Origin of the sequence: Brevundimonas sp., from assembly GCF_032055285.1 — a bacterium.
In the GTDB taxonomy this organism is placed as follows: Bacteria; Pseudomonadota; Alphaproteobacteria; order Caulobacterales; family Caulobacteraceae; genus Brevundimonas.
In genome coordinates this window covers 540,508-567,011 of the sequence record NZ_DAMBRE010000001.1, presented here as the reverse complement: position 1 = coordinate 567,011, position 26,504 = coordinate 540,508, and the positions used below count along the sequence as shown (strand labels likewise).

General features: G+C 67.9%; 29 protein-coding genes. 17 read left to right on the top strand and 12 right to left on the bottom strand.

Annotation, left to right across the window (positions count from 1 at the left end):
- The first annotated feature begins 44 nt into the window (after positions 1–44).
- Complete coding sequence (locus RTY13_RS02860) at positions 45–887, top strand: LD-carboxypeptidase (protein ID WP_312781779.1); 843 nt, start codon at positions 45–47, stop codon at positions 885–887.
- A gap of 187 nt (positions 888–1,074) precedes the next feature.
- Here the strand turns inward: RTY13_RS02860 and RTY13_RS02855 are convergent, their stop codons facing one another.
- Together RTY13_RS02855 and RTY13_RS02850 are read right to left on the bottom strand one after the other, a co-directional pair.
- Positions 1,075–1,557, bottom strand: a complete 483-nt coding sequence (locus RTY13_RS02855; RefSeq protein WP_312780985.1) for a TIGR02281 family clan AA aspartic protease — start codon at positions 1,555–1,557, stop codon at positions 1,075–1,077.
- A gap of 75 nt (positions 1,558–1,632) precedes the next feature.
- Entirely contained in the window at positions 1,633–1,860 is a 228-nt protein-coding gene (locus RTY13_RS02850) for a DUF1289 domain-containing protein (protein ID WP_312780983.1), read from the bottom strand.
- Between the two features lie 166 nt (positions 1,861–2,026).
- Between RTY13_RS02850 and RTY13_RS02845 the strand changes: the two genes are divergently transcribed.
- Both RTY13_RS02845 and RTY13_RS02840 read left to right on the top strand, forming a co-directional pair.
- The gene (locus RTY13_RS02845; protein WP_292083720.1) at positions 2,027–2,185 is read left to right on the top strand and encodes a hypothetical protein; all 159 of its coding nucleotides are present in this window, start codon (positions 2,027–2,029) and stop codon (positions 2,183–2,185) included.
- A 117-nt stretch (positions 2,186–2,302) separates the two neighbouring features.
- A complete protein-coding gene (locus RTY13_RS02840; protein ID WP_312780980.1) occupies positions 2,303–3,100 on the top strand; it encodes a crotonase/enoyl-CoA hydratase family protein in 798 nt (265 codons plus the stop codon).
- Between the two features lie 185 nt (positions 3,101–3,285).
- On the opposite strand, the gene RTY13_RS02835 is transcribed toward RTY13_RS02840, so the two are convergent.
- Genes RTY13_RS02835 through RTY13_RS02825 form a run of 3 tightly spaced genes read right to left on the bottom strand, consistent with a single transcriptional unit; the run spans position 3,286 to position 6,251 of the window.
- A complete protein-coding gene (locus RTY13_RS02835; protein ID WP_312780978.1) occupies positions 3,286–4,302 on the bottom strand; it encodes a biotin/lipoyl-binding protein in 1,017 nt (338 codons plus the stop codon).
- Positions 4,303–4,326: 24 nt separating this feature from the next.
- The gene (locus RTY13_RS02830) at positions 4,327–5,082 is read right to left on the bottom strand and encodes an ABC transporter ATP-binding protein (RefSeq protein WP_312780976.1); all 756 of its coding nucleotides are present in this window, start codon (positions 5,080–5,082) and stop codon (positions 4,327–4,329) included.
- Entirely contained in the window at positions 5,079–6,251 is a 1,173-nt protein-coding gene (locus RTY13_RS02825; protein WP_312780974.1) for an ABC transporter permease, read from the bottom strand. Before RTY13_RS02825 ends, RTY13_RS02830 begins: the two co-directional genes overlap by 4 nt.
- Before the next feature lie 194 nt (positions 6,252–6,445).
- Between RTY13_RS02825 and RTY13_RS02820 the strand changes: the two genes are divergently transcribed.
- The 3 genes from RTY13_RS02820 (at position 6,446) to RTY13_RS02810 (ending at position 11,454) form a co-directional block, all read left to right on the top strand.
- Complete coding sequence (locus RTY13_RS02820; RefSeq protein WP_312780972.1) at positions 6,446–8,539, top strand: S46 family peptidase; 2,094 nt, start codon at positions 6,446–6,448, stop codon at positions 8,537–8,539.
- Positions 8,540–8,830: 291 nt separating this feature from the next.
- The gene (locus RTY13_RS02815; protein WP_312780970.1) at positions 8,831–10,927 is read left to right on the top strand and encodes a S46 family peptidase; all 2,097 of its coding nucleotides are present in this window, start codon (positions 8,831–8,833) and stop codon (positions 10,925–10,927) included.
- Entirely contained in the window at positions 10,924–11,454 is a 531-nt protein-coding gene (locus RTY13_RS02810) for a GNAT family N-acetyltransferase (protein ID WP_312780969.1), read from the top strand. Before RTY13_RS02815 ends, RTY13_RS02810 begins: the two co-directional genes overlap by 4 nt.
- Before the next feature lie 187 nt (positions 11,455–11,641).
- On the opposite strand, the gene pgsA is transcribed toward RTY13_RS02810, so the two are convergent.
- The 5 genes from pgsA to RTY13_RS02785 form a co-directional block, all read right to left on the bottom strand.
- Positions 11,642–12,274 (bottom strand): CDP-diacylglycerol--glycerol-3-phosphate 3-phosphatidyltransferase, encoded by a 633-nt coding sequence (pgsA, locus tag RTY13_RS02805; protein ID WP_312780967.1) that lies wholly within the window; start codon positions 12,272–12,274, stop codon positions 11,642–11,644.
- Positions 12,275–12,370: 96 nt separating this feature from the next.
- Positions 12,371–12,985: a carbonic anhydrase gene (locus RTY13_RS02800; protein ID WP_312780965.1), complete on the bottom strand. Its 615-nt coding sequence runs from the start codon at positions 12,983–12,985 to the stop codon at positions 12,371–12,373.
- 44 nt (positions 12,986–13,029) lie between these two features.
- The gene (gene uvrC / locus RTY13_RS02795; protein WP_312780963.1) at positions 13,030–14,919 is read right to left on the bottom strand and encodes an excinuclease ABC subunit UvrC; all 1,890 of its coding nucleotides are present in this window, start codon (positions 14,917–14,919) and stop codon (positions 13,030–13,032) included.
- 16 nt (positions 14,920–14,935) lie between these two features.
- Complete coding sequence (locus RTY13_RS02790) at positions 14,936–15,382, bottom strand: DMT family transporter (RefSeq protein ID WP_312780961.1); 447 nt, start codon at positions 15,380–15,382, stop codon at positions 14,936–14,938.
- 9 nt (positions 15,383–15,391) lie between these two features.
- Positions 15,392–15,865: an NUDIX domain-containing protein gene (locus RTY13_RS02785; RefSeq protein WP_312780959.1), complete on the bottom strand. Its 474-nt coding sequence runs from the start codon at positions 15,863–15,865 to the stop codon at positions 15,392–15,394.
- 154 nt (positions 15,866–16,019) lie between these two features.
- On the opposite strand from RTY13_RS02785, the gene RTY13_RS02780 reads away from it, so the two are divergent.
- The 7 genes from RTY13_RS02780 to RTY13_RS02750 all read left to right on the top strand — a co-directional run bounded on the left by RTY13_RS02780 (position 16,020) and on the right by RTY13_RS02750 (position 19,346).
- A complete protein-coding gene (locus RTY13_RS02780; protein WP_312062223.1) occupies positions 16,020–16,421 on the top strand; it encodes a dihydroneopterin aldolase in 402 nt (133 codons plus the stop codon).
- Positions 16,422–17,201 carry an SDR family oxidoreductase gene (locus RTY13_RS02775; protein WP_312780957.1) on the top strand — a complete coding sequence of 260 codons (780 nt, stop codon included), beginning with the start codon at positions 16,422–16,424 and terminating at the stop codon, positions 17,199–17,201. It abuts the gene before it with no gap.
- A 94-nt stretch (positions 17,202–17,295) separates the two neighbouring features.
- Positions 17,296–17,832 carry a 6-pyruvoyl trahydropterin synthase family protein gene (locus tag RTY13_RS02770; RefSeq protein WP_312780955.1) on the top strand — a complete coding sequence of 179 codons (537 nt, stop codon included), beginning with the start codon at positions 17,296–17,298 and terminating at the stop codon, positions 17,830–17,832.
- The gene (folB, locus tag RTY13_RS02765) at positions 17,829–18,218 is read left to right on the top strand and encodes a dihydroneopterin aldolase (RefSeq protein ID WP_312780954.1); all 390 of its coding nucleotides are present in this window, start codon (positions 17,829–17,831) and stop codon (positions 18,216–18,218) included. Before RTY13_RS02770 ends, folB begins: the two co-directional genes overlap by 4 nt.
- Before the next feature lie 58 nt (positions 18,219–18,276).
- Complete coding sequence (locus RTY13_RS02760) at positions 18,277–18,660, top strand: serine/threonine protein kinase (protein WP_312780953.1); 384 nt, start codon at positions 18,277–18,279, stop codon at positions 18,658–18,660.
- Positions 18,661–18,667: 7 nt separating this feature from the next.
- On the top strand, positions 18,668–19,042 hold the full coding sequence (locus tag RTY13_RS02755) for a hypothetical protein (protein ID WP_312780951.1): 375 nt from the start codon (positions 18,668–18,670) through the stop codon (positions 19,040–19,042).
- A gap of 16 nt (positions 19,043–19,058) precedes the next feature.
- Positions 19,059–19,346: a GNAT family N-acetyltransferase gene (locus tag RTY13_RS02750; RefSeq protein WP_312780950.1), complete on the top strand. Its 288-nt coding sequence runs from the start codon at positions 19,059–19,061 to the stop codon at positions 19,344–19,346.
- A 184-nt stretch (positions 19,347–19,530) separates the two neighbouring features.
- Here the strand turns inward: RTY13_RS02750 and RTY13_RS02745 are convergent, their stop codons facing one another.
- A complete protein-coding gene (locus RTY13_RS02745; protein ID WP_312780949.1) occupies positions 19,531–19,860 on the bottom strand; it encodes a hypothetical protein in 330 nt (109 codons plus the stop codon).
- Positions 19,861–19,970: 110 nt separating this feature from the next.
- Positions 19,971–22,331 carry an excinuclease ABC subunit UvrB gene (gene uvrB / locus RTY13_RS02740; RefSeq protein ID WP_312780947.1) on the bottom strand — a complete coding sequence of 787 codons (2,361 nt, stop codon included), beginning with the start codon at positions 22,329–22,331 and terminating at the stop codon, positions 19,971–19,973.
- A gap of 90 nt (positions 22,332–22,421) precedes the next feature.
- Between uvrB and RTY13_RS02735 the strand changes: the two genes are divergently transcribed.
- From RTY13_RS02735 to RTY13_RS02720, 4 genes are read left to right on the top strand one after another with little or no spacing between them, the layout of a single operon-like run.
- Positions 22,422–23,558, top strand: coding sequence for a beta-ketoacyl-ACP synthase III (locus RTY13_RS02735; protein WP_312780946.1), 1,137 nt, complete (start codon positions 22,422–22,424; stop codon positions 23,556–23,558).
- Positions 23,498–24,238: an iron-containing redox enzyme family protein gene (locus tag RTY13_RS02730; RefSeq protein ID WP_312780945.1), complete on the top strand. Its 741-nt coding sequence runs from the start codon at positions 23,498–23,500 to the stop codon at positions 24,236–24,238. The genes RTY13_RS02735 and RTY13_RS02730 overlap by 61 nt, the downstream gene beginning before the upstream one ends.
- Positions 24,235–25,164, top strand: coding sequence for a DUF6999 family protein (locus tag RTY13_RS02725; RefSeq protein ID WP_312780943.1), 930 nt, complete (start codon positions 24,235–24,237; stop codon positions 25,162–25,164). The genes RTY13_RS02730 and RTY13_RS02725 overlap by 4 nt, the downstream gene beginning before the upstream one ends.
- 60 nt (positions 25,165–25,224) lie before the next feature.
- Complete coding sequence (locus RTY13_RS02720) at positions 25,225–26,490, top strand: dicarboxylate/amino acid:cation symporter (protein WP_312780941.1); 1,266 nt, start codon at positions 25,225–25,227, stop codon at positions 26,488–26,490.
- Positions 26,491–26,504 lie beyond the last annotated feature (14 nt).

The following is a 26,504-nucleotide window of genomic DNA, read 5'->3' as shown; positions in this document are numbered from 1 at the left end:
GTCCGGCGGCCTGACTAGCACGGGCGACGCCGGAGGCCAGCCCCATCCCTACGTCCACTCCCTTCAAGATCGGCGTCGTCAACGCCAGCTCGCGTCTGGACCCCGCTCGCGGCGCGGCCATCCAGGCCTGGATGGATCAGGCCTATCCGGGCGGCGAGGTCCAGCTGGTCTTCCATCCGATGGCGTTCGAGACCCATGGCCACTTCGGCGGCGACGACGCCGTCCGCGCCGCCGCCTTCGTCGAGTTCGCCAATGACCCGCGCCTGGACGCCATCTGGTTCGCGCGCGGCGGCTATGGCTCCTGCCGCATCGCCGAAGCGGTCCTGCCGCAACTGACCGATGTGGCGCGCAAGAAGCGCTACCTCGGCTATTCCGACGCCGGCAGCCTGCTGGCCCTGCTCTACAAGGCGGGCTTTCCCCATCTGGCCCACGGCCCGATGGCCTCGGACGGGGCGCGGCATGACGCGACGGGCCGCCGGGCGGTGGACTGGCTGGTCAGCGGCGACCGCGCCTCGCTGGAGCCGTCGCTGCTGGACGACCCGCGCCCGGCCGTCGCCTTCAATCTGACCATTCTCAACGAACTGGTGGGCACGGCGCTGGAGCCGGATCTGAGCGGCCATGTCGTCATGCTGGAAGAGGTGTCCGAGGCCCTCTATCGAGTCGACCGGATGATGTTCCACCTGACCGGTCAGGCCTCGATCCGACGCGCCGCGGGCATTCGTCTGGGCCGGGTTTCGGACGTCACGGCCAACGACCCCGACTTCGGCCTGACGGCGGAGGAGATCGTTCGCTACTGGTGCGAGCGCTCGGGCATCCCCTGGCTGGGAACCGCCGACATCGGCCACGACGCGGATAACAAGGTGGTGCCCTTCGGCGCGAAACGCTGACGTCGCAATCCTCCCCTGCGCAGCGGGGGAGGGGGACCATGCGCAGCATGGTGGAGGGGGCGAGCTCCGAGCGTCTTCGTTGAGGTCGGGCGCAATTTTGTCTCAGGAAGTGTAGGCTGCTGAGGTTCGCGAGCGTTTTGGACGTAAGCTGAAGCCCCTGCGGGATGAAGCAGCGAACTGCAGGTCCTCAGCCCTTGAAGGTCAAACCTTCAGGCCGGGCCTCGAAGCCCGACAGCCGACCCAGATAGCTCATGCCCAGCAGCGAGGCGGGCATGTCGCCATCGACCACCAGGGCCTCGACCGAAGTCAGCCGCACCCCGGCCACCGCCAGCGAGGGCAGGACGACGGGCGCGGCTTTCACGGGACCGGACGCGGTGTTCAAGGTGCGGGTGAAATCCCTGGCGCCCACGCTGACGCCGGCCTTTTCCGCGTCGGCGCGGCTCAGGGTCACGACGCTGGCGCCGGTGTCGACCAGCATCCGCATCGGCTTGCCGTCGACCACGGCCTCGGCCCAGTAGTGGCCGTCGGCCGAGCGCGCGACCGAAGGCGCGGCGATGGCGGCCTGGGCCTCGCCCGCGCCGTCCATCCAGCGCAGGGCTCCCGCGCAGGCCAGGGAGGTGGCCAGGGCGGCGGCGAAGACGACGGCGGAGCGCGGGTCGATGCGGATCATGGCGCCACTGTGCCGCAAGGGTCTTGGCAGGCGATGAAGCGATACGGCGAACGAAAGGTTGACGGACGAACCGCGTTAGCCGCCGAGCAGTGCGGGATCTATCAGACTTTGACGCCCGTTCAGTTCACTCATGATCTTCGCCCGCTCTTCGTCGCTCATCCGGCTCCAGGTCGCGATCTCGGGCAGGGTGCGAAAACAGCCCAGGCACAGGCCCGACGCCCCGTCCACGGTGCAGACCATGACGCAGGGCGTGGCGATCGCGCGCGGCGGTCGGGCGGGAGAGGGGGCGGCTTGCTGGCTCATGATTTTGTGACGTTCAAACTACAACAAGTCCGACTCCGGACCAAAATCTTGACTTTTTAACCAAGCGGAGCTATCTAGGCTGCTGACGCGAAACGACTATGACGGTGAGATTCCCGAAAAGCACGACGCGTCTTCTTTCATCGTTCAGCGAAAGGAGACGCCAAAAATGAACGACAAGGAGCGCAACCTCCAGCACGCCATGATGTCCTTCGCCCTGTGGGGCGGGATGCTGGTCAACACGAAGCAGATGAACAACGCGAACAACCGCGTGGTCAGTCATCCCTCGAACTTCGTGCCCATAACGATCAAACGGCCGCGCGCGTAGTCGCGAGGGCAGTTGATCCAACCGCAACCCCGGTCAGAACGACCGGGGTTTTTCAATTCCGCTTGCCTTCAATCGCCGCCCCGCTGAAACCGGCTTCATCTTTTGGAGGAGCGTCGCATGGGTCTGATCGTCGAGGAACGCAAAGGCGCGGTCATGGTCTGGACCCTGACCCGGCCCGACCGGCTCAACGCCCTGCCGGATCTGGAAGACGGCGAGGTTTTCGCCACGGCCTGCGAGGCGGTCAACGCCGACCCGTCGATCCGCTGCGTGGTCATGACCGGGGCGGGGCGCGCCTTTTCGGCGGGCGGGGACCTCAAGGCCATGAAGGCCCGCGCCGATCTGTTCGAGGGCTCGGGCGCCGCCATTCGCGAGCGCTATCGCCGCGTCGTCCACCGCATCGTGCGGTCGCTCTACGGGCTGGAGGTTCCGCTGATCGCGGCGGTCAACGGCCCGGCCATGGGTCTGGGCTGCGACATCGCTGGTCTGGGCGACATCCGCATCGCCTCGGACCGCGCCAGCTTCGGCGTGCCCTTCATGAAGCTGGGCATCATCCCCGGCGACGGCGGCTCCTGGCTGCTGCCGCGCAACGTCGGCTATGTCCGCGCCGCCGAGATGCTGTTCACCGCCCGCGCCATCGACGCCGAGACCGCTGACCAGTGGGGCCTGGTCAACCGGGTGGTCCCGCACGAGACCCTGATGGACGAGGCCATGACGATGGCCAACCAGATCGCCGCCCAGCCGCCCCAGGCCCTGCGCATGGCCAAGAGCCTGCTGCGTCAGGGCCGCGACATGAATTTCGATCAGATGCTGGAACTGTCGGCGGCCATGCAGGCCCTGGCCCATCTGACCGAGGACCACATCGAGGGCGTGACGGCGGTGCTGGAGAAGCGGCCGGGGGAGTTTAGCGGCCGCTAGATTTCCGCTCATCCCCGCGGAGGCGGGGACCCAGTCTTTGGCTTTCAAACGCAAGTTTGCCTGCGGAGGCGGCTGTGTTTCCCACTGGGTCCCCGCCTCCGCGGGGATGAGCGGGAGAGGCCGGGATCGGACAACAAAAAAAGGGGCCTCTCGCGAGGCCCCTTTTCCATTTTCAGTCGTCAGCCTTAGCGGCGGGCCGGGGTCTGCATCGAGCGGTTGGCGGGCACGCCCGTGACATTGGTGTCGCGCTTGGCGCCGGCCGTCTGGCCCGGCTTCATGAACTTGACCAGGACGCGCTGGCCGATCAGCAGCGGGGCGTCGTTGACGGCGACCACCACCTCGACCACGCGCTCGTCGGTGCGTTGCGACGGGTCGTCCGAGGCCAGCTTGCGGGCGCCGAAGACGGCGGCGCGGCGCAGGACCTTGCCGACATAGACCTTCGACGGATCGCCTTCCGGGGTGATCTCGACGGCCTGGTCCGGGGTGATGTTCGGAATATCGGCCTCGACGATCTCGGCGCGGGCGATGCGCGGGGCGTCGGGCTCCAGGTCGAACATGTTGGACACGTTCAGGGTCGAGGCGCCGGCGCCCGGGTTGGCGTAGCGGCGCACGATACGGCCCTCGGCGGGCGAGCGGATGACGGTCAACTCGACGTCATAGGCGGCCTGGTCGCGGCGGGCGCGGGCGGTCTGGACCGCCGACTGGGCCGAGCCGAGGCGGGCCTGGGCCTGGGCGATGGCGTCGCGGGCCTGATCCAGCTTCTGGGCGGCGACGAAGTTGCTGTCCTTCAGCCGCGCCAGGCGGTCGTATTCACGCTGGGCCGTGGTGATGTCGACGTTGATCAGGCGCAACTGGCTTTCGGCCTCCGACAGGTTGGCGGCGGCGGTCTGCAGGGCCAGGCGCGGTTCGTCGTCTTCCTGACGGGCCAGGATCTGACCGGCGGTGACGCGGTCGCCTTCCTGCACCAGGACTTCACGCACCACGCCGCCGCGACGGGCTGCGATCTGGATGATGCCGCCCTCGATGTCGACCTTGCCGTTGGCGATGGCGGCGTAGGGGCTCTCGACCTTCTTCTCGGCGGCGGCGGCGGCTTCGGCCTTCTTGGCGGCCTGGGCATTCTGGAACGCGCCGAAGCCGATGATCGCCACGACCAGCAGCACGAGGCCGATCCAGAGCCATTTGTTTTTCAGGAAAGCGGGCATTTCAGATGTCCTTGAGGATCGGTGTCAGTGCGAGGCCAGAACGGCGTCGGGATTGGGGATGCGGCGCTGATCGTCGATGATCACGCCGTCTTCGATGTGGATGACCCGGTCGGCCCAGGCTTCCAGGCGCGGGTCGTGGGTCACGCAGATGACCGCCGCGCCGTGTTCGGTGGCGGCCCGACGCAGAAGCTTGATGACGATCTGGCCGTTCTCGCCGTCCAGGGCCGAGGTCGGTTCGTCGGCGAACAGGATCTGCGGGTCCTTGGCCAGGGCGCGGGCGATGGCGACGCGCTGCTTCTCGCCGCCGGACAGGGCGGCTGGGCGCTGGTGCAGACGATGGCCCAGGCCCACTTCTTCCAGCGCCAGGGTGGCCCGCTTCCTGGCCTGATCCGGGGTCAGGCCCTGGAACTTCAGCACCGTCGTCACCTGTTGCAGGGCGCTGAGCGACGGGAAGAGGTTGAAGCCCTGGAAGATGAAGCCGCAGTGATCCAGGCGGAACTTGTCGATCCGCCCCGACGACAGCTTCCACATGTCGTCCACGTCCAGGGCGTCGACCCGGCCTTCCTCGGGACGCAGCAGGCCGGACAGGGCGGCGATCAGGGTCGACTTGCCCGACCCGGACGGCCCCATGACCATGGTCAGGTCGCCGTGGCGGGCGTCGAAATTCACGCCCTTCAAGACCTCGACATAATTCTTGCCGGACTTGAAGCGCTTGACCAGACCCTTGGCCTCGATGGCGAACTCGCCATGCTTGCCTTGAACTTTCGTATGCATGTTCATCGCAGCAGATCCGCAGGTTGGCTCTTCTTCAGGATGCCCATCGACAGCAGGCCGGACACCATGGCGATGAGGATCAGGCCGCCGCCGACCACGATCAGCAGGGGCAGGGGCAGGGCGATGATGACCGCCTTGGACATGGCGAACAGCGACAAGAGCCAGGTCAGGCCGATGGCGGCGGCGACGCCGACCACCCCGACCCAGAAGCTCAGCTCCATGACGATGCGGCGCAGGCTTCCCATGCCGACGCCCAGGGCGCGCAACGAGGCGAACTCCTTGATGTTGGCCATGATGGCCCCACGCAGGGTCTGCCAGGTGATGGCCACGCCGATGATGATGCCCAGCACCACGCAGCCGCCGATGATGATGACCAGGATGCCTTCTTCGAACATGGCGCCGGCATTGGCGTCGGCCAGTTCCTGACGCGTCCAGGCCTTCCACTGGCCATTGCCCATCTTGTTCAGTTCGGCGACGACGGCGGGGGCCTGGGCCGGGTCCTTGATCTTGATCATCAACGGGCCGACGCGTGGGCCGGTGTCGGCCTGACCCAGCATCCGCAGGGTGTCGCGCGACATGACCACGCCGGGCTGCATCATGTTGGGATAGCCGCGCGTCACGCCGACGACGGTGACGGTCTGGCCGTTGTAAAGAGCCTTATCGCCCAGCTTGACGCCGAGCGTGGTCAGGGCCGTCTCGTCGATGGCCACGGTGTAGGGCTGACGCAGGGCGTCGACCAGTTCTTGCGAATAGTCGGTCGGAATGGTCACCGAACCGGGCGTGGTGTCGATGATGCTGGACTGGACGAATTTCTGACGCGGCGCGCCCTGCTTGGCGTTGTCGGCCTGGCTGCGGGTCGGATCGACCTCCTTGACCGACTGGAAGGTGCCGCCGGCGCCGTCCAGGGGCTGCACCTCGACCACGGCCGGGTGGTTGTAGGCCAGCGGAATGAAGCGGCGCGGCACGCCCGACGGGCCGTTGATCAGGCTCTTGGCCCCCGGCTGCAGGATCATGATGTCCGCGTTCGAGCGCTCGATCTGGGCGGTGAAGCCCTTGCCGATGCCGATGAAGACCCCGGTCATCGCCAGCACGAGCAGACCCGAAAGGGCCAGCGCCATGACGGCGGCCATATAACGTCGCCACTCGAAGAGCAGCGTGGATAGCGCGAGTGACATGACGCGTCTCAAACCCCTGACTTGCAGTGTTATCTGACGGCGCGCCGGGCCGGGGCCAAGTTAAATCGGGGTAAGGCTTCGGCTTCCCCCCGGCGCGCGGCGGGACTATGGGGGCTTGAGGCCCGTCCCAGGACGGCGCTAGTTACACAATAACAGACGCGAGGCGCCGTGCCTTGCGCGTCGGGAGAGCCTGAATGTCGCTTCGTCGCACCTTTTCCTTCACCGCCTCGCTGGCGGCCCTGGGCGTAGCCGCCGCCGTCACCGGCGCGACCGCCACCCCGGCGCGCGCCGACGAGGGCATGTGGACGTTCGACAACTTCCCGATCCAGACGGTGAACGACAAGTACGGCACCCGCATCGATCAGTCGTGGCTGGACCGCGTGCGCAACGCCGCCGTGCGTCTGCAGGGCTGCTCGGCCTCCTTCGTCTCGGGCGAAGGTCTGATCCTGACCAACCACCACTGCGTCATCTCCTGCGTTCAGGACCTGTCCACGGCCCAGAACGACTACGTCAAGAACGGCTGGATGCCGGCCACGCGTGAAGAAGAGAAGAAGTGCCCCGGCCAGACCGCCGAGGTCCTGACCGACATCACCGACGTGACCGAGCGCGTCCTGGGCGCCGGCGCCGGCCTGGAAGGCGCCGCCTTCGTCGCCGCCCGCTCGGCCGAGATCGACAAGATCCAGAAGGAAGCCTGCGGCGACGACCGCAAGCTGACCTGCCAGGTCATCAGCTTCTACCGCGGCGGCAAGTACGCCCTGTACAAGTTCCGCAAGTACGAGGACGTGCGTCTGGCCTTCGCGCCGGAGTTCCAGGCGGCCTTCTTCGGCGGCGACCCGGACAACTTCAACTTCCCGCGCTACGCCCTCGACGCCGCCTTCCTGCGCGCCTACGAGGACGGCAAGCCGGTCACGACCCCGAACCATCTGAAGTGGAACCCCGAGGCTCCGGCCGAGGGTGACGTCACCTTCGTCGCCGGCAACCCCGGCACCACCCAGCGTCTGCTGACCATCAGCCAGCTGGAGCGCCTGCGCGACCAGCAGATCCCGGTCACCCTGATCCAGGGTTCGGAACTGCGCGGCCGCCTGGTCGAATACTCGACCCAGGGCGACGAAGAGAAGCGCGTCGCTCTGGACCCGATCTTCGGTCTCGAGAACAGCTTCAAGGTCTATTACGGCCAGCAGGGCGCCCTGACCGACCCGGCCTTCATAGGCAAGAAGCGCGCCGAGGAGACCGAGCTGCGTCAACGCGTCGCCGCCGACCCGGCCCTGGCCGAGCGCATCGGCGATCCGTGGGCGGATCTGGAAAAGGTCCAGACCACGGCCCGCGACCTCTACCTGCCTTACCGCCAGCTGGAAGGTAACGCCGGCGGCGGCTCGACCCTCTACTCCTACGCCCGCGCCATCGTCCGCGCTTCCAAGGAGCGCGCCAAGCCGGTCGCCGAGCGCCGCGCCGGCTATTCGGACAGCGACATCGCCGCCATCGGCCGTCGCCTGGCCTCGGAAGCCCCGATCGCCAAGGGCGTCGAGGAAATCCAGCTGTCCTTCTGGCTGTCCAAGACCCGTGAATACCTGACCGTCGACAACGCCAATGTGAAGTCGATGCTGGGCCGCGAGAACCCCGAGGGCATCGCCGCCAAGCTGGTCGAGACCAGGCTGATCGACCCGGCCTTCCGTGCCGAGGCCCTGGCCATGACGCCGGAACAGCTGGCCGCCTCGGGCGACCCGATGATCGCCTTCGTCCTGGCCAATGACGACGCCGCCCAGGCCGTCCGCACCCAGTGGGACGCCGGCGTCAACGGCCCGACCGCCCGCGCCGCCGAAAAGGTCGCCCAGGCCCGCTTCGCCGTCTATGGCGACAACCTCTACCCCGACGCGACCTTCTCGCTTCGCCTGTCCTACGGTCAGGTGAAGGGCTGGACCTATCGCGGCGTGACCGTGCCGTCCTTCACCTTCATGGGCGGTCTGTACGAGCGCGCCACGGGCGCCGAGCCCTTCAACGCGGCTGCCCGCTTCGTCGACGCCGAGAGCCGCATCAACAAGAACGTCGTCTATGACTTCGTTTCGACCAACGACATCATCGGCGGCAACTCCGGCTCGCCGGTGATCAACGCCAAGGGCGAAGTGATCGGCGCCGCCTTCGACGGCAACATCCACTCGCTGGGCGGCTCGTTCGGCTATGACGGCGAACTGAACCGAACGGTGACGGTCTCGACCGCCGCCGTCACCGAGGCCCTGCGCAACGTCTACAACCAGCCGCGCCTGCTGCGCGAACTGGGCGTGCGTCGCTAAGCAGCATCTTTTCTCCTCTCCACGCGTGGGGAGGGGGACCGCGTAGCGGTGGAGGGGGCGACGCAAACGTCAGCCGTGGAGTCGCCCCCTCCGTCTCGTCGCCTTCGGCGCCGATCCACCTCCCCATAAAATGGGGAGGAGACGCCCCGGTCTGACGCATCGGCCTGCTAAGATCCTCTCGTCCTAGCCGCCGATTTCAGACTATTCAGACGAATTGGACTCTGTTTTTTCCTCAGCCAGAGTCCGGCATCGACGCCCCGACCGACGGGGCATGAGGATCAGGAGTTCTCCATGCGTCACATGTTCTTCGCCTCGGCCGCCGTCCTGGCCTTCGCCGCTGCTTCTTCGGCCAAGGCCGAGGAGGGCATGTGGACCTACGACAACTTCCCCATCGCCCGCGCCAACCAGACCCTGGGCACCTCGATCGATCAGGGCTGGCTCGACAAGGTGCGCCTGTCGTCGGTCAAGTTCGGCGGCTGCTCGGCGGGGGTCATCTCGGGCGAGGGCCTGGTGATGACCAACAACCACTGCGTCGCCACCTGCGTCGCCAACCTGTCCACGCCCCAGCTGCAGTACGCCGAGACCGGCTTCACGCCCAGGAGCCGCGAGGAGGAGCTGAAATGCCCCGGCGGTTCGGCTGAAATCCTGACCGACATCTCCGACGTCACCGCGCGTATTCACGAGGCCGGCGAGGGTCTGGAGGGCCAGGCCTTCACCCAGGCCCGCGAGGCCGAGGCCGGCCGCATCGAGACCGAGGCCTGCGGTTCTGATCCCAAGATCCGCTGCCAGGTCGTCAGCCTGTATCGCGGCGGCCAGTTCAAGCTCTACAAGTTCCGCAAATACTCCGACGTGCGTCTGGCCTGGGCGCCGGAAGACCGCGCCGCGACCTTCGGCGGCGATCTGGACAACTTCTCCTTCCCGCGCTTCGCCATCGATGCCGCCTTCATCCGCCTCTATGAAGACGGCAAGCCCGCCGCGACGCCGACCCACTTCACCTGGAACCCGAACAAGCCGACCGAGGGCGAGCCCGTCTTCGTCACCGGCAACCCCGGTTCGACCCAGCGCCTGCTGACCCAGGCCCAGCTGATGACCATCCGCGACGTGGTCCTGCCGATGGACCAGCTGATCGCCTCGGAGCTGCGCGGCCGTCTGATCCGCTATTCCGAGGAGGGCGAGGAACAGGCCTTCATCGCCATGGACCCCATCGTCGGCGTCGAGAACACCTACAAGCGCGGTCGCGGCCGCATGGCCGCCCTGATCGACCCGGCCTTCATGGCCGCCAAGGCCGAGGCCGAGGCTGACTTCCGCGCCCGCGCCGCGGGCGGCGCCGCCGACCCGTGGGCCACGCTGGAGGGCGTGCAGCCCTTGGCGCGCGAGCTCTACGCCCCGATGGCCCTGCTGGAAGGCGGCACGGGCATGGGCACCACCTCGGTGGCGGGCGGCTCGTCCCTGTTCCAGTGGGCGCGGGCCATCGTGCGCGGCGCTCAGGAGCGCGCCAAGCCGTCCGACCAGCGTCTGGGCGAGTTCGCCGACAGCCGCCTGCCGGGCGTCCAGTCCAGCCTGTTCGCCGAGCGTCCGACCTATCCGGCGCTGGAACAGATCCGTCTGGAATGGTGGCTGTCCAAGACCCGCGAATGGCTGACCGTCGACAGCCCCTATGTCCGCACCCTGCTCGGCAAGGAAAGCCCCGAGGCCCTGTCGGCCCGCCTGGTCGAAGGCACCAGGCTGGCCGATCCGGCCGTGCGCCGCGCCCTGTGGGAAGGCGGTCTGCCCGCCGTCCAGGCCTCGACCGATCCTCTGATCCAGTACGTCCTGGCCATCGACGCCGACGCCCGCGCCGTGCGCAAGGACTGGGATGACCAGGTCAAGGCCCCGACCGACCGCGCCTCGGAACAACTGGCCGCCGCCCGCTTCGCCGCCTATGGCGACGCCGTCTATCCCGACGCCACCGGGACGCTCCGCCTGACCTACGGCCGGGTCGAGGGCACGGACGTTCCGGGCCAACGCATCGGCGCCTTCACCACCTTCGCCGGCCTGTGGGATCGCGCGACAGGGGCCGAGCCCTTCAATGTCGCGCCGAAATTGCTGGCCGCCAAGGACCGGATCGACCCCAATGCGGTGATGAACATGGCCGTGTCGTCCGACACCATCGGCGGCTCCTCGGGTTCGCCCGCAGTGAATGCGAAGGGCGAGATTATCGGCGCCAACTTCGACTCCACCGTCCTGACCCAGCGCAACGCCTACGGCTATGACCGCAACGTCAACCGCAGCGTCATCGTCACCACCCAGGCCGTGACCACGGCCCTGCGCGACGTCTACGGCATGGATCACCTGATCCAGGAACTGGGCGTGGCTCCGAAGGCCGCGCCGCGCCGGACGCGCCGTTGATCGCCCCGACCTTTCGGCCCGCCACGTCTTCGGACGTGGCGGCGCTGCACCATCTGATTGAAAGCGCCTATCGCGGCGACAGCGCCAAGGCGGGCTGGACCCATGAGGCCGACCTGCTGGGCGGCCAGCGCACCGACGAGGCCGAGTTGCTCGACATCCTCGCCGACGCCAGCCGGGTCATCCTGCTGGCCGAGGTCGACGGCGTCCTGACCGGCTGCGTTCAGGTGGCGGATCAGGGCGAGGGTCTGGCCTATCTCGGCCTGCTGACCGTCGATCCGACGCGTCAGGCGGGCGGTCTGGGCCGCCTGCTGATTGAGGCCGCTGAAGCCGAAGCCCGCAGCCGCTTCGCCGCTACGCGCATGGAGATGACCGTCATCCGCCAGCGGTCCGAACTGATCGCCTGGTACGAACGCCGGGGCTACGCCCTGACCGGCGAGACGCGGCCCTTCCCGCTGGACGACGAGCGCTTCGGCCTGCCGCAGACGCGGGAGCTGGAGTTCGTGGTCATGGAAAAGGCGCTCAAATAAAAACCCTCTCCCGGCGGGAAAGGGCTTGAGTCTCGGAGAGCCGAAGGCGATCCGTCCAGGCGAAAGGGTGAGGGGCCACGGCTCCAGTCGGCGGCAGCCGTGGCGCGGGCGGCTTACGCCGACAGATATCGCCGACCCTCATCCGACCCTTCGGGCCACCTTCTCCCAATGGGAGAAGGGATTTGTCCTACAGGTCCCGCATCTGCTTCTGGGCGGCGTTGAAATACTGCCAGCCGGTCCACAGGGTGATGAGGGCGGCCAGCCAGATCAGGGTGTCCGAGAACAGCTGGAAGTGGGGCAGGTAGTCGAAGGGCAGGCCCCAGCCGTCCCAGTTGCGGGCGAACAGCTGGCAGCCCAGGGCCACCATCTGCAGGGTGGTCTTCCACTTGGCGGCCAGGGTGACGGGCAGGTTGATGCGCCCGGCCATGGTCTCGCGCAGAGCTGATACGGCGAACTCGCGGAACAGGATGAGGCCGCAGGGGATGATGATCTGCTGCACCGAACCCGAGGTCAGCACGCCCAGGATGGCGCCCGTGACCAGGATCTTGTCGGCGATGGGGTCCAGGATGGCGCCCCAGCGCGTCTCAGCGTGCCAGCGACGGGCCAGATAGCCGTCGATCCAGTCCGTCGAGGCGGCGATGACGAAGATCCAGAAGCCCGTGCGGTACATGGCGAACTGGTCGTCGGGGCTCAACATGGCCGAGACGAAGGGGAAGCCGCTGGTGGCGCCGGCCAGCAGCAGGAACATGACCACCCCCGCCGCCAGACGGATGCCGGTCAGGATGTTCGGGATCGGGTTGGCTTTGTGGGCAGAAGTCATCATCACGTCCATTGCAACGCCTGCGGTGTGGCATGGTTCGCGGCTGGAGGCGAGAGCGGGGGGCGAGGGCGACGACCTGTCGCCCTCGACCGAGGTTCAGTCCAGCCGCTCGAACCGCTTGGCGGCCGTCAGCTTGGTCAGGAGGCCGGCGGCGATGCCGAAGTGCAGGCCGCTGAGGCGCAGTTCGCCCGCGGCCTCCTTCTCGGCGATCCAGGGGAAGGTGCGCAGGTTGTCCAGCGACAGGCGCACCACGGCCTCTTCGGCCACCGTCTCCTGCTCGTCGGCGGGCACGCCCTCGATGGCGGCGCTGACGGCGGGCACGCCCTGGGCCACCCAGGGGGCGACGAAGTCCTGGCAGTTGGACGGGGCGCCGTTGCGCATGGCGTTGACCCCGCCGCACGAGGCGTGGCCCATGACCACCACGTGCTGGACCTTCAGCACGTTGACGCCGAACTCCAGCGCCGCCGAGACGCCGTGCAGCTTGCCGTCGGGCTCATAGGGCGGGACCAGGTTGGCGACGTTGCGCACCACGAACAGCTCGCCCGGCGCGGTGTCGAAGATCAGGGCCGGGTCGGCGCGGCTGTCGGAACAGGCCACCACCAGGGTGTGCGGCTTCTGCCCGTTCGTGGCCAGGGCCTCGTATTCGGCGCGTTCGGACGGCCACCGGTTCTGGCGGAAACGGTGATAGCCCTTGATCAGTTCATTGGTCATGAGCGCCTTCCTAGACCCGCAGCGGTTTGCGGCTCAAGTCCTGATCAGGACTTATGGAAGAAACCGTGGATGCGCTCGGCCAGGGCCTGATTGACGCCGGGGACCTTGACCAGGTCGGCGACCGAGGCGCGCGACACCCCCTTGGCCGAGCCGAAGGCGTGCAGCAGGGCCTTCTTGCGCGAGGGGCCGACGCCCTCGATCTCGTCCAGCGGGTTCTTGGTGATGTCCATCGAGCGGCGCTTGGCGTGGGCGCCGTTGGCGAAACGGTGGGCCTCGTCGCGCAGCCGCTGGATGTAGTAGAGGGCCGGGCTCTTCATCGGCAGCATGAAGGGCGGCTTGCCGGGCATGAAGAAATGCTCCTTGCCCGCGTCCCGGTCCGGCCCCTTGGCCACGCCGACGGCGGTGATGTCGTCGACGCCCAGATCGGCCAGGACCGCCAGCACCTCGGCCAGTTGCCCGGCGCCGCCGTCGATCAGCAGCAGGTCGGGGCGCTCGACGACCTCGCCGGCCTCCTCGTCCTTGACCATCTTGCCGAAGCGCCGCCGCATGACCTCTCGCATCATGCCGTAGTCGTCGCCGGGCGTCAGGTCGTCGCCGCGGATGTTGAACTTGCGGTACTGGTTCTTGCGGAAGCCCTCGGGCCCGGCGACCACCATGCCGCCGACCGCATTGGTCCCCTGGATGTGGGCGTTGTCATAGACCTCGATCCGTTCGGGCCGGGCGTCCAGACCGAAGGCCTCGCAGACCTCGTCGAGGATCTTGGATGTGGCCGAGTTCTCCGCCAGCTTGCGGCCCAGGGCCTCGCGGGCGTTGGTCAGGGCGTAGTCCACGACGGCCAGCTTCTCGCCGCGCTGGGGCCGGGCGATCTCGACCTTGCGTCCCGACTTCAGGGTGAAGGCCTCCTGAAGCAGCTCCAGTTCGTGCGGGCGTACGTTGGACAGGATCTGACGCGGGATCGGCTTGTCCTCGTAGAACTGGGCCAGGAAGGCGCCGAGGATTTCGGGATCGGTGTCCGACTTGTCGATGCGCGGGAAGTAGGCGCGCCCGCCCCAGTTCTGGCCTGCGCGATAGAAGAAGACCTGGACGCAGGCCTGACCGCCCTCGGAATGCAGGGCCATGACGTCAGCCTCGGCGTCACCGGCGCCCTCGGCGTTGAGGCCCGATTCCATGGCGATGGCCGACAGGGCGCGGATGCGGTCGCGCACCCGGGCGGCGTGCTCGAACTCCATCTCGTCTGATGCGGTCTGCATCTCCTCCGACAGGCGGGCGATGACGGCGCGCGACTTGCCGCGCAGGAAGGCCTCCGCCTCCTTCACCAGATCGCCGTAGTCCTCCAGGCTGATCAGACCGGTGCAGGGGGCCGAGCAGCGCTTGATCTGATGCAGCATGCAGGGCCGGGTGCGGGTCTCATAGACGCTGTCCGAACATGTCCGCAGCAGAAAGGCCTTCTGCAGGGTGTTCAGCGTCCGGTTCACCGCCCAGGTCGAGGCGAAGGGGCCGAAATAGGCGCCGGGCGTGGTGTGGGCCCCGCGATGCTTCCTCACCTGGGGCGCGCGGTGGTCGCGCCGGATCATGATCTCGGCGAAGGACTTGTCGTCCTTCAAAAGGACGTTGAAGCGGGGCTTGAGCCGCTTGATGTAGCCGGCCTCGAGGATCAGGGCCTCGGTCTCGGTGGTGGTGACCACCAGCTCCATCGAGCGGGTCAGGCTGACCATCAGGCCGATGCGCTGGGTGTGGAATCGCCCTTGCGCGTGCTGGACGATGCGCTTCTTCAGCGACTTGGCCTTGCCGACATAGAGGCAGTCGCCGTCCTCGCCGTACATGCGATAGACGCCGGGCTTGTCGGGGGCGCGGCGCGCCTCGTCGGCGATCAGGGCGGTCGCCTGAAGGGGCAGGTCCTCGGTCGCGGCGGTGTCGATCGTCTCGTCGGTCATCGGGGCGGATATAGGCTCAGGAACGGCGAACCAGAACCACGCCGCCGATCACCAGGGCGACCCCGGCGATGCGGCCCAGGCTCAAGGGCTGCTTCTCGACGCCGAGAGCGCCGAAATGGTCGAGCGCCAGACTGAGCAGCAGCTGGCCCGCGATCATGACGGTGATGGTGGTGGCCACCCCGAGGCGCGGCACGCCCCAGGCGGCGGAGACCACGAAGGCGCAGCCGTAGAGGCCGCCCATCCACGCCCACCAGGGCAGGGCCTTCATGGCACCGACGTCCGGGCGCGCTTGCAGGGTCATGGCCAGCACGCCCAGGGCCACCGTACCGACGGCGAAGGAGACAAAGGCGGCGTTCAGCGGCGAGCCGACCGCCGTGACCAGCTTGGCGTTGGTCGGCCCCTGTAAGGCCGTGGCGGCGCCGGCCAGCAGCAAGGTCAGAAAGACAAGGATCGGAGCCTGCATGGGCGGACCCTACCAGTTCGGATCGGCGGGCGCGCCGTCGAAGATCTCGGCCAACCGATCGCGGGTGGCGCGGGTCGTGTCCTCGGGCAGGGCGTCGGGGGCGAACCAGCCGATCTCGGCGATCTCGCCGTGACTGGTGCGCTCGGTCATGTCGAAGGCGTCGATGCGAAAGACCAGGACGTGATCTCCGGGAAAGAACCGCTCGTTGGAATGAACCGAGATCAGGCGCGGCTCGCCCTTGGCGATCAGCCCCGCCTCTTCGCGCAGTTCGCGGACCACGGCGGCCTGGGTCGTCTCGCCCCGGTCCACGCCCCCGCCGGGCAGCCACCAGCCGTGCAGATAGGTGTGCTTGACCAGCAGCACCCGACCCTCGGCGTCCGTCGCCACGCCGCGCACGCCCAGCGTCATCCCCCGGCTCATCCGCGAGACGGCGAAGAAGAGCGGCCGGGTGAAGGGCTCGATTCGGGTGCGCCAGGTGGTCATGGGGCGACGATAGGCCGGGCGACGCTGGCTTGAACAGTCGCGCCGCTGCCTCTATGCGAAGCTTTGAACAGGAGCCTTCCCATGCTGGCCATCGCCACCATCTTCGTCTTCATCGCCGTCATCGCCGCCGTGAACTTCTACGAGTTCGGCCGGGTTGACTGAATCCGCTGCCGGCGCGGGCGGGTTCGACTGGCGTCACGCCGGGGACCATGTCCGCGTCCTGTTGTCGGATGTGGCGGTCGATGTGCGCATCGGCCTGCACCCGTGGGAGCGGCACCCCGAGCGCCCCACGCGGCTGATCGTCAATGTCGAGATGTTCGCCGTCTGGCCTTTGGCGCAAGGCGGTTTCATCGACTACGACCGGGTGCGCGATCATATTTCCGGCTGGCGCGGGCGTGACCACGTGGAGCTGCTGGAGACCCTGGTCGAGGAACTGATCGGCGTCTGTTTCGCCCTGCCGCCGGTCGAGGCCTGCCGCGTGCGGATCACCAAGCCGCACATCTTCCCCGAGGCCGCAGGAGCGGGCGTGGAAATCTTCCGCCGCAGGCCGGGCTGAATGGGCGATCCCCTGAACAAGACGGTGCTGATCACCGGGGCCGCGCGGCGCGTCGGCGCCGGGATGGCGCGGGCCCTGGCCGAGGCGGGCTGGGACGTGGCCGTCCACCATCGCGGCGGGGCCGCAGAGGCGGCGGCCCTGGTCGCCGAACTGACCGGCCTGGGCGTGCGCGCGGCGGCCTTTCAGGCGGACCTGAATGATGCGGACGAACGCGACGGCCTGATCGACCGGGTGGTTTCTCATTTCGGGCGGATCGACGCCCTGATCAACAACGCCTCCCTGTTCCGCTACGATACCCTGTCGACCCTGACCGAGGCGTCGTGGGCCGAGCATCTGGCGTCGAACCTGACCGCGCCGGTCTTCCTGATCCGCGACTTCGCCCGTGCGGTCGAGGCGGCGGACGGGCAGGGGGTGGTGGTCAACATTCTGGATCACAAGGTGGACAGTCCGAACCCGGACTTCTTCGCCTATACGGCGGGCAAGGTCGGTCTGGCGGGGCTGACGCGGACCCTGGCCATGGGGCTGGCGCCCCGCATCCGGCTGTGCGGCGTCTCGCCCGGCCTGATCCTGCGCAGCGGCGAGCAGACCGAGGCCGAGTATGAGGCCGCCTGGCGCGATACGCCGCTGGGGCGCGGCGCCTCGCTGGAAGACGTGGCCCGCACCGTGCGCTTCGTTCTCGAGACGCCCAGCCTGACGGGCCAGAACCTGACCATCGACGGGGGCGAAAGCCTGATCGGCCGGGGGCGGGACGTGGCCTTTGACGGAATCCCCGTTCCCTGAACGCGCCTTTACTTCGCCGTCGTCAGGGTGTTGATGCGCGAACCCTTCGCGGCGCCTATATGGGGCGACTGTGTTTTCGGAACCCTTGCCCCTGATGCCTGCCGTCCAGTTCACCCGCCGCTTCTCGATGGCGCACCGGCTGATCGCCGATGCGGGGTCCAAGTGCGCCGTGCCGCACGGGCACAACGAGTTCGTGAAGGTGACGCTGGAGCCGACCGCCGAGATCGCCTTTGGCCAGTCCAACCACGCCGCCTCGTTCGAGAACCTGAAGCGGCGCTGGCACGGTTTCGTCGACCGCAGCCTGGACCATGCCTTCCAGCTGAACCGCGCCGACCCTCTGCTGGCCTGGTTCCAGAGCCATGAGCCGCAGCGGCTGAACCAGGTCCTGACCGTCGACGGCGATCCCACGACCGAGGCCCTGGTCATCGCCCTGTGGCGCAAGCTGGAAGCCATCCTCGCCGCCGAGGGCCTGCCCTTCCGTCTGGCCGAACTGGCCATCGAGGAGACGCCGACCAATACCGTCCTGACGCGCGGTCTGACCGAGGCCGAGCGGGCGTGGAAGCTGGGCGACTGGTGCGACCGGGCCGATTTCAGCATCAATGACATCCTGCCGCCGGAGACCTGGTCGTGAGCGCCGTCGTCACGCCTTTCACCGCGTCCGAGCCGCGCCGTCTGGGCCTGACCGTGCTGGTGCGCGGTCTGGAGGTTCAGGCCGCCATCGGCGTCCACGCCCACGAGCACGGTCGCTTGCAGCCCCTGTTCGTCGACGTCGAGCTGGACCTCGGCGCCGCCCCGATCCGCTCCCTGTCCGACACCCTGGACTATGAGGGCGTGGCCCGGATCGCCCGCGATCTGGCGGCGGGCGAGCACATCGCCCTGGTCGAGACCTTCGCCGAGCGCGTCGCCCTGGCCTGCCTGGCCGATCATCGCGTCCTGGCCGTCAAGGTGCGCATCGAAAAGCCCGGCGCCATTCCGGGCGCAGCGGCGGCGGGCTGCGAAGTCGCCTATTCGCGCTGAGGCCGGTTGCGCGGGGCCGTCCGTCCCGCCATTGTCCCGCCTCGTTCAAGAGGTTCCGATGGTCCAATCCGGCGATTACAGCAGCAACAGCGCGGCGGCCTCGCCCGATCAGGCCGGCGACCTGACCAGCCTCTATGTCGGCTACGCCCTGATCCTGTTCGCCGTGCCGACCTTTGGCGTGGCGGCGGCGATCGGCCTGCTGCGGATGTGGCGCAAGGCGCCGCCCGCTGATCCTCTGGCGCGCAGCCATTTCATCTTCCAGCAGCGGACCTTGATGGCCGCCGTGGCCGCCATCGTCGGCGGGGTGGTCCTGATCCTCATCAACGTCGGGGTCTTCGTCCTGTTCGTCATGTCGGTGTGGACCATCCTGCGCGGCGCCCTGGGTCTGAAGGACCTGCTGGAAGGCCGCCCGATCCGCCATCCGCTGCGTCTGTTCTACTGAGGCCGTCATGACTGATCAGATTTCCCAGGCGCGCGGCAATGGCCGCGACGGGGCCGTTCTGGCCTGGATCCTCTACATCCTGTCGATCCCCAGCGCGAACCTGCTGGTGCTGGCGGGGCTGATCGTGGCCTATGCCTGCCGCGGCTCGGCGACCGGTCTGGCGGCCCAGCATATCGAGGCCCAGATCAGCCTGTTCTGGTCGGTCTTCTGGATCAGCGTCGTGCTGTGGGGCCTGATTGCGGTCAGCGCCGTGGCCTCCATCCTGCTGATCGGCATTCCCTTCCTGATCCTGTTCGGACTTCTTTTGCTGCTGGTGTCGATCTGGTTCACGGTCAAAAGCGTTCTGGGTCTGCTGGCCCTGCTGAACGACCGGCCGGCCTGATTTCAGGAGCCTTTTCGTGAGCGCCTTTCGCGACCAGCCCGCCGACCGCCGCTTCCAGCAGGAGTTCGCCGACGCCGAGGGGAACGAGCACCCTGTCTGGGCCGAGTACGCCATTCGCGGCCACGCCCGCGTCATCCTGCACGTCGAGGCCCACCCGGCCCTGCGCGGCCATGGCGCGGCGGGCCAGTTCATGCAGGCCCTGGCCGAACACGCGCGGGCCGAGAAGCTGACGCTAATTCCGCACTGCAGCTATGCGGTGGCGTGGCTGCGCAGGCACCCCGAGTTCGCGGACATCGTCGGCTGAACCCTCTTCGTCATCCCGGAAGCGGCGCAGCTGCTATTCGGGACCGCAGGAAATGCTGGCGGCGGCGTCCTGGGCGGTCCCGGCTCTGCGCTTCGCTTCGGCCGGGATGACGGGCGTGGTTGCGCAAAGCGCCGAGGCCGCGTCGGGTCGAGAAGGCGGAGCCTTCTGACCGCGGCCTACAGCATCATGGATGGCTCTTGGCGATGATGGCCTTCATGGTCTCGGCCTTGGCGGGCAGGTCCTGGACCAGACGATGGGCCAGTTCGCGGGCGCCGACCGGATAGGCGTCGCCGCCGTCGGCGATCTCGCGCGCCATGTCGGCGGCCTTGAGCAGAACCTCTTCCAGCGCCTCGACCTGTTCGAGCGCCAGGGCGCGCGCCTCGGCCTGGAGGCGTTTGACGCGCTCGGCGGTGGTCTCGGGCGCACGCATCAGGTCATAGACCTCGGCCTCGGGGGAGGAGACGACCCGCAGGTTGGGCCGGTCGTCGGATTCTGGACTGTTCGGTTTCGACATGATGCACCCTTCGACACGACAATGCCGCAATTTCCGCACCGTTCCCTTAAACAAGTGAGGGCGGCGCCGGGTTTTGCGCCGCTGTGGCGCCCAAGCCTCAGGGCTTTCCCCTACCGCCCCTTCCTGAACGCCTCGGCCTTTTCGGCCGCCGCTTCCTTGCGCCAGCGTTTGGGGGCTGACTTGTCGACCTCCTCGCCTGCGCCGGTGAGGGCTTCATTGGCGAATTCGAGGTCGAGGAGCTTCATGCGCTTGATCTCGTCGCGCAGGCGGGCGGCTTCTTCGAACTCTAGGTTGGCGGCGGCGTCGCGCATGCGGCCTTCGAGGTCCTTGAGGGCGGCCTGGAAGTTGGAGCCGAGGAAGGGCTTGGCCGCTTCGGCGACGCCGGGGCGGGTCAGCTGGTCGAGGTCGCGCGACTCATAGGGGCTGTCCAGGATGTCCTTGATGTCGCGCTTGACGCTTTCGGGCGTGATGCCGTGTTCGAGGTTGTAGGCCTGCTGCTTGTCGCGGCGGCGGTTGGTCTCGGCGATGGCGCGCTCCATCGAGCCGGTCATCTTGTCGGCGTAGAGGATGACGCGGCCGTCGACGTTGCGCGCTGCCCGACCAATGGTCTGGATCAGGGAGGTTTCCGAACGCAGGAAGCCCTCCTTGTCGGCGTCGAGGATGGCGACCAGACCGCACTCGGGGATGTCGAGGCCCTCGCGCAAAAGGTTGATGCCGATCAGGACGTCGAAGGCACCGAGGCGCAGGTCGCGCAGGATCTCGATGCGCTCCAGGGTGTCGACGTCGGAGTGCATGTAGCGGACCTTCACGCCCTGCTCGTGCATGTATTCGGTCAGGTCCTCGGCCATCTTCTTGGTCAGGGTGGTGACCAGGGAGCGGTAGCCGTTGCGGGTGGTCGCCTTGACCTCGTCGATGACGTCGTCGACCTGGTTTCGGGTGGCGCCGGAGACGGGGCGGATCTCGACCGGGGGGTCGATCAGGCCGGTGGGGCGGATGACCTGTTCGACGAAGACGCCGCCGGTGCGCTCCATCTCCCACGCGCCGGGGGTGGCCGAGACGTGGACCGTCTGGGGCCGCATGGCGTCCCATTCGTCGAACTTCAACGGGCGGTTGTCGATGGCGGAGGGCAGGCGGAAGCCGTACTCGGCCAAAGTGGATTTGCGGCTGTAGTCGCCTTTGAACATGGCGCCGATCTGGCCGACGGTGACGTGGCTCTCGTCCACGAAGAGCAGGGCGTTGTCGGGGATGTATTCGAAGAAGGTGGGCGGGGGCTCGCCCGGCGCGCGGCCGGTCAGCCAGCGGCTGTAGTTCTCGATGCCGGCGCAGGAGCCGGTGGCCTCCATCATCTCCAGATCGAAGCGGACGCGCTGTTCGAGGCGCTGGGCCTCCAGCAGCTTGCCGTTCTCGTTCATCCAGGCGAGCGTCTCCTTCAGCTCCTCCTTGATGCCGGTGATGGCCTGGTTCAGCGACGGGCGCGGGGTGACGTAGTGGCTGGCGGCATAGACGGTGACTTCTTCCAGCTCGGCGGTCTTCTTGCCGGTCAGGGGGTCGAACTCCTGGATCGACTCCAGCTCGTCGCCGAACAGCTGGATGCGCCAGGCGCGGTCCTCCATGTGGACGGGGAAGATCTCCAGCACGTCGCCGCGCTTGCGGAACATGCCGCGCTCGAAGTTCAGGTCGTTGCGCTTGTATTGCAGGGCGATGAGGTCGGCGCGCAGCTTGGCCTCGTCGATGACGTCGCCGACCTTCAAGGAGAAGGTCATGGCGGTGTAGGTCTCGACCGAGCCGATGCCGTAGATGCAGCTGACCGAGGCGACCACGATGACGTCGTCGCGCTCCAGGATCGCGCGGGTGGCGGCGTGGCGCATCCGGTCGATCTGCTCGTTAATCGAGCTGTCCTTCTCGATGTAGGTGTCGGTGCGCGGGACGTAGGCTTCGGGCTGGTAGTAGTCGTAGTAGCTGACGAAATACTCGACCGCGTTGTCCGGGAAGAAGGCCTTGAACTCGGAATAGAGCTGGGCCGCGAGCGTCTTGTTGTGGGCCAGGATCAGGGCCGGGCGCTGGGTCTGCTCGATGACCTTGGCCATGGTGAAGGTCTTGCCCGAGCCGGTGACGCCCAGCAGCACCTGATCGCGCTCGCCGGCTTCGGCCATGGCGGACAGCTCGGCGATGGCGGCGGGCTGGTCGCCGGCGGGGGTGTATTTGGTCTCCAGCCGGAAGCGGCCGCCCTTCTTCGCTCCCTCGCGCGAGGGGCGGTGCGGCACCCAGTCGGCCGGGGCGGCGGGCGGTATTTCCGGCGTCAGGCGCGGGCCGGCGACGGGCGCGAACATCGGCATGGCCTTGCCGCCGCGGCCGCGCGGGGCGTCCTGGACGAAGGGCGCGGCCATCTCCTGCATCCCCGCGCTCTGAGCGGCGCTCTGGCCGGGCACGTGAACGGGCTTGGGCGACGGTGTCGAAGGAGAACGAGCCATGAACGTCAAGGTAGTGCGCGCGGGCCGATGACGCCATAGGCGACGGTTTGCGGCTTGTGCGGGCCGGGGGCTGCGGCCAAGGTCCGCGCCATGAGTATGCTTCGTGACGTCTTCATCACCGGGACCGGCGCCGTCCTGCCCGGGGAACGGATCGGCAATGACCGGATGGAGGACTTCATCGGCCGCATCGGCGGGCGGGCGTCCGCCGTGGGACGACGCGCCCTGCGCTGGAACGGCATCGAGGGGCGGCACTACGCCCTGAACGCCGACGGCGAGCCGCTGCACTCCAACGCCTCCATGTGCGCCGAGGCGGTGCGGGCGGCGCTGGACGAGGCGGGGCTGAGCCTAGGCGACCTTGAGCATCTGGGCGCGGCAGCGACGCAGGGCGACTATCTGGTGCCTGGTCACGCCAGCGCGGTTCAGGCCGAACTGGGGGCGGGGCCGCTGGAGGCCTTCAGCTATCAGTCGGTCTGCGCCAGCGCCCTGATGGCGGCCAAGGGGGCGTGGCTGAGCGTGCGCGCGGGCGAGGCGGACGTCGCCGCCGCCTGTGCGGGCGAGTTCTCATCGCGCTGGTTCCGACCCGCCTTCTATGAGGGCACGGCCCTGGTGGACGAGAAGGGACGGGCGCGGATCGAGGCGGACTTCCTGCGCTTCACCCTGTCGGATGGGGCGGGCGCCGTGGTGATGGAGCCGAGGCCGAAACCCGACGGCCTGAGCCTGAAGGTCGAGTGGATCGACATGACCTCCCTGGCCGGGCGTTTCGACCCCTGCATGTGGGCGGGATCGACGCCCGAAGCGCGGGCCGACATGACCAGCGCCTGGAGCCACGCCGGACCGGCGGCGGCGCATGCGGCGGGGGCGGTGGCCCTGTTGCAGGACTTCGACCTGCTGAAGATCGTCATCCGCGCCTGGATCGGCGTCTGGCTGGAGAAGGTGGACGCCGGGCGGATCACGCCCGATCAGGTCGACCACCTGTTGTGCCACTACTCGGCGCGGTCGCTGCGTCAGGAGATCGTCGGCCTGCTGGAAAGCACCGCCGCCATGATCCCGGAGGAGAAGTGGTTCACGACCCTGGCCGACAGCGGCAATGTCGGCTCGGCCTCAATCTGGGTCATGCTGGACGCCTTCCTGAAGTCAGGACGCGGAAAGCGCGGAGACAAGGTGCTGTGCATCGTGCCCGAGAGCGGGCGGGCGATGATCGGCTTCATGATGCTGGAGATTGTCTGATGGCGGAACGTGAAGCCGAGGCGGCGGTGGCCGACACCTTGCGGAAGTTGGCGGTGGTCTTCGCCGACTTCGAGCAGCGGTTGGAGGCGACGCCCCTGATCCGCAAGCTGACGCGCGGGCGCTTCGAGGTCGTCGACTACCACGCCTTCCTGATCAACCTGCGCCAGCAGGTGAAGGACGGGGCTTTGTGGATGAGCCGGGCGGCGTCCAACATCGGCGAGGAGCATCTGGAGCTGCGCTCGACCCTGATGCGCCACGCAGTGACCGAGCATCGCGACTTCCGCCTGCTGGAGGCCGACTTTGTCGCCTCGGGCGGGGCGCTGGAGGACATCCAGTCGGCGTCCAAGAATGTCGGGTCCGAGGCCCTGTCGGCCTGGATGTTCCATGAGGCGTCGAAGCCCGATCCCTTCGGCCTGCTGGGCGCCATGTTCATCATCGAGGGGCTGGGCTCGATCAAGGCGCGGCCCTGGGGCCTGAAGGTGCAGGAACGGCTGACCCTGCCAGACGAGGCGGTGCGCTTCTTGCTCTATCACGGCGACAACGACGCCGAGCACATGAAGGAGTTCGAGGAGATGCTGGGCATGGTCCTGCCCGATCCCTTCGTCGCCGAGCGGATCGTCACGACCGCCAAGGTCACGGCCCGCCTCTACGCCCTGCAGATCGAGGAGATCGCGGCGTGAGATATTTCAAGCCGCACGAGGACCCGTTCGATCCTGCGCGCTTCGACCCCAAGGACCCTGATCCGTGGATGGCCCTGTATCTGGATCACAGCCTGCCGATCGACGACGGGGCCAAGCGCGACCTCTTGCTGGGGGCGCGGTCGCGGTCGCGGCGCTGGCTCTTCCCGGTGGCGCGGCCTCTGGTGTTTCTGTTCTTCTGTCTGGTGAAGGTGCTGCGGGTTATTTCGCCGAAATACCCGAACCTGAACGGCCTGCTGCACAAGACCATCCACTGGGGGCTGCGGACCTTTGTGACGCCCGAGGGCAACCGGGTGATCCTGCGCCACTTCCACGTCGGGTCCGAGTTGACCGCCTTCGTGCGCGAGAACGCGGGGGTGGGCGACAAGGTGACCAAGTGGCCGCTGACGCCGACGCGGCTGCAGGACATCGAGCCGGATCTGTTCCTTCAGCACGACCTGAACATCTTCAACTTCGTCATCGAGATGAACACCGTGCTGCGCGCCGAGGGGCGCGAGTTGATGCCGCCCCAGCGGATCGACTTCTCCATGATCTCGGACGAGTTTCCGCCGTTCGAAGAGTTTCCGCGCAAGTGGCACAACTTCGTCGACGTGCAGACGGCGGTGGAGTTCTACACTCCCATCTACGCCCTGATGCTGCCGCGCGACGACTTCGTGCGGGCCTCCAGCTCGCTGCAGCTGGATGAGGTGATGGCCATCTACATCGCCCGCATTCTGGGCACGAGCTACCACATGGCCTTCGTCAAGAACGGTCATCCGCTGGTGGCCTTGTCGACGCTGCAGGCGGGCTATCGGCTGATGATGCACGGCCTGGATTCAGAGGCCATGCACGGCTGGCTGCGGGTGATGAAGGCGCGTCAGGCGGCGGGCCTTCCGCTCGACCCGGCCAATTCGGGCACGCCGCATTAGGGCACGCGACGACGCCGATTTCCTCTGGCGTGTTTCACGGGCGCTGATAGCGTCGCCGTTATGAAAACGGCGCGTTCCTTTCTGACCTCCCTCAGCACCCTGGTGCTGCTGTCGCTTGTGCTGGGCCTTGTCGCCGGGGCGGCGGCGCAGAAGTGGGGCCTGCCCGGCGGTCACGCCACGGCGGACTTCATCCAGGCCCTGGGCCAGCTGTGGCTCAACGCGCTTCGGATGACGATCATTCCTCTGGTGTTCAGCCTGCTGGTCACCGGCATCGCCTCCATCGCGGATGCGGCGCGGACCGGGCGGCTGGCGATGCGGGCCGTGGCCTGGTTCGGCGGGCTGATCGTCTTCGCCACCGTCTACGCAGTGGGCGCGGCCTATGGCCTGCACGCCCTGTGGCCGATCGACCCCGAAGGCGCGCGTCTGCTGCTGGCCATCAAGCCCGAGGGCGCCGAAGGCCTGGGCGCCGGCGCGCCCTTCAGCGAGTTCCTGAAGACCATCGCCCCGGCCAACCCGATCCGGGCGGCGGCCGAGGACGCTATCCTGGGCATGGTGGTCTTCGCCGTCTTCTTCGGCTTCGCGGCCTCGGGTCTGCCCGACCGGCTGCGCGTGCCGCTGATCACCTTCTTCGAGGCGGTCGGCGAGACCATGATCACCATCGTCCGCTGGGTGTTGATGGCGGCGCCCCTGGGGGTCTTCGCCCTGTCGATCGGGGTGGGGCTGATGGCGGGGGCCAGCGCGGCGGGGGTCCTGCTGCACTATGTGGCCCTGATCTCGCTGGCCTGCATCGGCATCGGCCTGATCTTCTATCCTCTGGCGGTCATCTTCGGCCGGGTCAGCCTGGGGCGGTTCGCCCGGGCGGCGGCCCCGGCCCAGGTGGTGGCCTTCTCGACCCAGTCGTCGCTGGCCAGCCTGCCGGTCATGGTCGAGCGGTCGGTGGACGCCCTGGGCGTCAAGCGGGCGACGGCGGGTCTGGTCCTGCCGCTGGCGGTGGCGGTGTTCCGCATCACCAGCCCGGTCGCCAACCTGGGCGTGGCCATCTATTGCGCCCACCTGTTCGGTATCGAGCCCTCGGCCGGCCAGCTGTTCGCCGCCATGCTGACGGCGGTGCTGATCTCGATCGGCACTGTGGGGCTGCCGGGTCAGGCCAGCTTCTTCGCCTCCATCGCCCCCATCTGCATCGCCATGGGCGTGCCGCTGGAGATGCTGCCCCTGCTGCTGGCGGTCGAGGTCATCCCTGACATCTTCCGCACCCTGGGCAATGTCACGGCCGACATGGCCGTGACGCGGATGGTGCAGGGCGGCGAAGTCGCGGACGCTGACTGACCGGCGACGCGGAC

Bases quoted from the DNA above. Each gene is read 5' to 3' on its own strand.
- RTY13_RS02855 (WP_312780985.1), bottom strand. From the start codon at position 1,557: ATGATCCGCATCGACCCGCGCTCCGCCGTCGTCTTCGCCGCCGCCCTG.
- RTY13_RS02850 (WP_312780983.1), bottom strand. From the start codon at position 1,860: ATGAGCCAGCAAGCCGCCCCCTCTCCCGCCCGACCGCCGCGCGCGATC.
- RTY13_RS02845 (WP_292083720.1), top strand. From the start codon at position 2,027: ATGAACGACAAGGAGCGCAACCTCCAGCACGCCATGATGTCCTTCGCC.
- RTY13_RS02840 (WP_312780980.1), top strand. From the start codon at position 2,303: ATGGGTCTGATCGTCGAGGAACGCAAAGGCGCGGTCATGGTCTGGACC.
- RTY13_RS02835 (WP_312780978.1), bottom strand. From the start codon at position 4,302: ATGCCCGCTTTCCTGAAAAACAAATGGCTCTGGATCGGCCTCGTGCTG.
- RTY13_RS02830 (WP_312780976.1), bottom strand. From the start codon at position 5,082: ATGAACATGCATACGAAAGTTCAAGGCAAGCATGGCGAGTTCGCCATC.
- RTY13_RS02825 (WP_312780974.1), bottom strand. From the start codon at position 6,251: ATGTCACTCGCGCTATCCACGCTGCTCTTCGAGTGGCGACGTTATATG.
- RTY13_RS02820 (WP_312780972.1), top strand. From the start codon at position 6,446: ATGTCGCTTCGTCGCACCTTTTCCTTCACCGCCTCGCTGGCGGCCCTG.
- RTY13_RS02815 (WP_312780970.1), top strand. From the start codon at position 8,831: ATGCGTCACATGTTCTTCGCCTCGGCCGCCGTCCTGGCCTTCGCCGCT.
- pgsA (WP_312780967.1), bottom strand. From the start codon at position 12,274: ATGACTTCTGCCCACAAAGCCAACCCGATCCCGAACATCCTGACCGGC.
- RTY13_RS02800 (WP_312780965.1), bottom strand. From the start codon at position 12,985: ATGACCAATGAACTGATCAAGGGCTATCACCGTTTCCGCCAGAACCGG.
- uvrC (WP_312780963.1), bottom strand. From the start codon at position 14,919: ATGACCGACGAGACGATCGACACCGCCGCGACCGAGGACCTGCCCCTT.
- RTY13_RS02790 (WP_312780961.1), bottom strand. From the start codon at position 15,382: ATGCAGGCTCCGATCCTTGTCTTTCTGACCTTGCTGCTGGCCGGCGCC.
- RTY13_RS02785 (WP_312780959.1), bottom strand. From the start codon at position 15,865: ATGACCACCTGGCGCACCCGAATCGAGCCCTTCACCCGGCCGCTCTTC.
- RTY13_RS02775 (WP_312780957.1), top strand. From the start codon at position 16,422: ATGGGCGATCCCCTGAACAAGACGGTGCTGATCACCGGGGCCGCGCGG.
- RTY13_RS02770 (WP_312780955.1), top strand. From the start codon at position 17,296: ATGCCTGCCGTCCAGTTCACCCGCCGCTTCTCGATGGCGCACCGGCTG.
- RTY13_RS02760 (WP_312780953.1), top strand. From the start codon at position 18,277: ATGGTCCAATCCGGCGATTACAGCAGCAACAGCGCGGCGGCCTCGCCC.
- RTY13_RS02755 (WP_312780951.1), top strand. From the start codon at position 18,668: ATGACTGATCAGATTTCCCAGGCGCGCGGCAATGGCCGCGACGGGGCC.
- RTY13_RS02745 (WP_312780949.1), bottom strand. From the start codon at position 19,860: ATGTCGAAACCGAACAGTCCAGAATCCGACGACCGGCCCAACCTGCGG.
- uvrB (WP_312780947.1), bottom strand. From the start codon at position 22,331: ATGGCTCGTTCTCCTTCGACACCGTCGCCCAAGCCCGTTCACGTGCCC.
- RTY13_RS02735 (WP_312780946.1), top strand. From the start codon at position 22,422: ATGAGTATGCTTCGTGACGTCTTCATCACCGGGACCGGCGCCGTCCTG.
- RTY13_RS02720 (WP_312780941.1), top strand. From the start codon at position 25,225: ATGAAAACGGCGCGTTCCTTTCTGACCTCCCTCAGCACCCTGGTGCTG.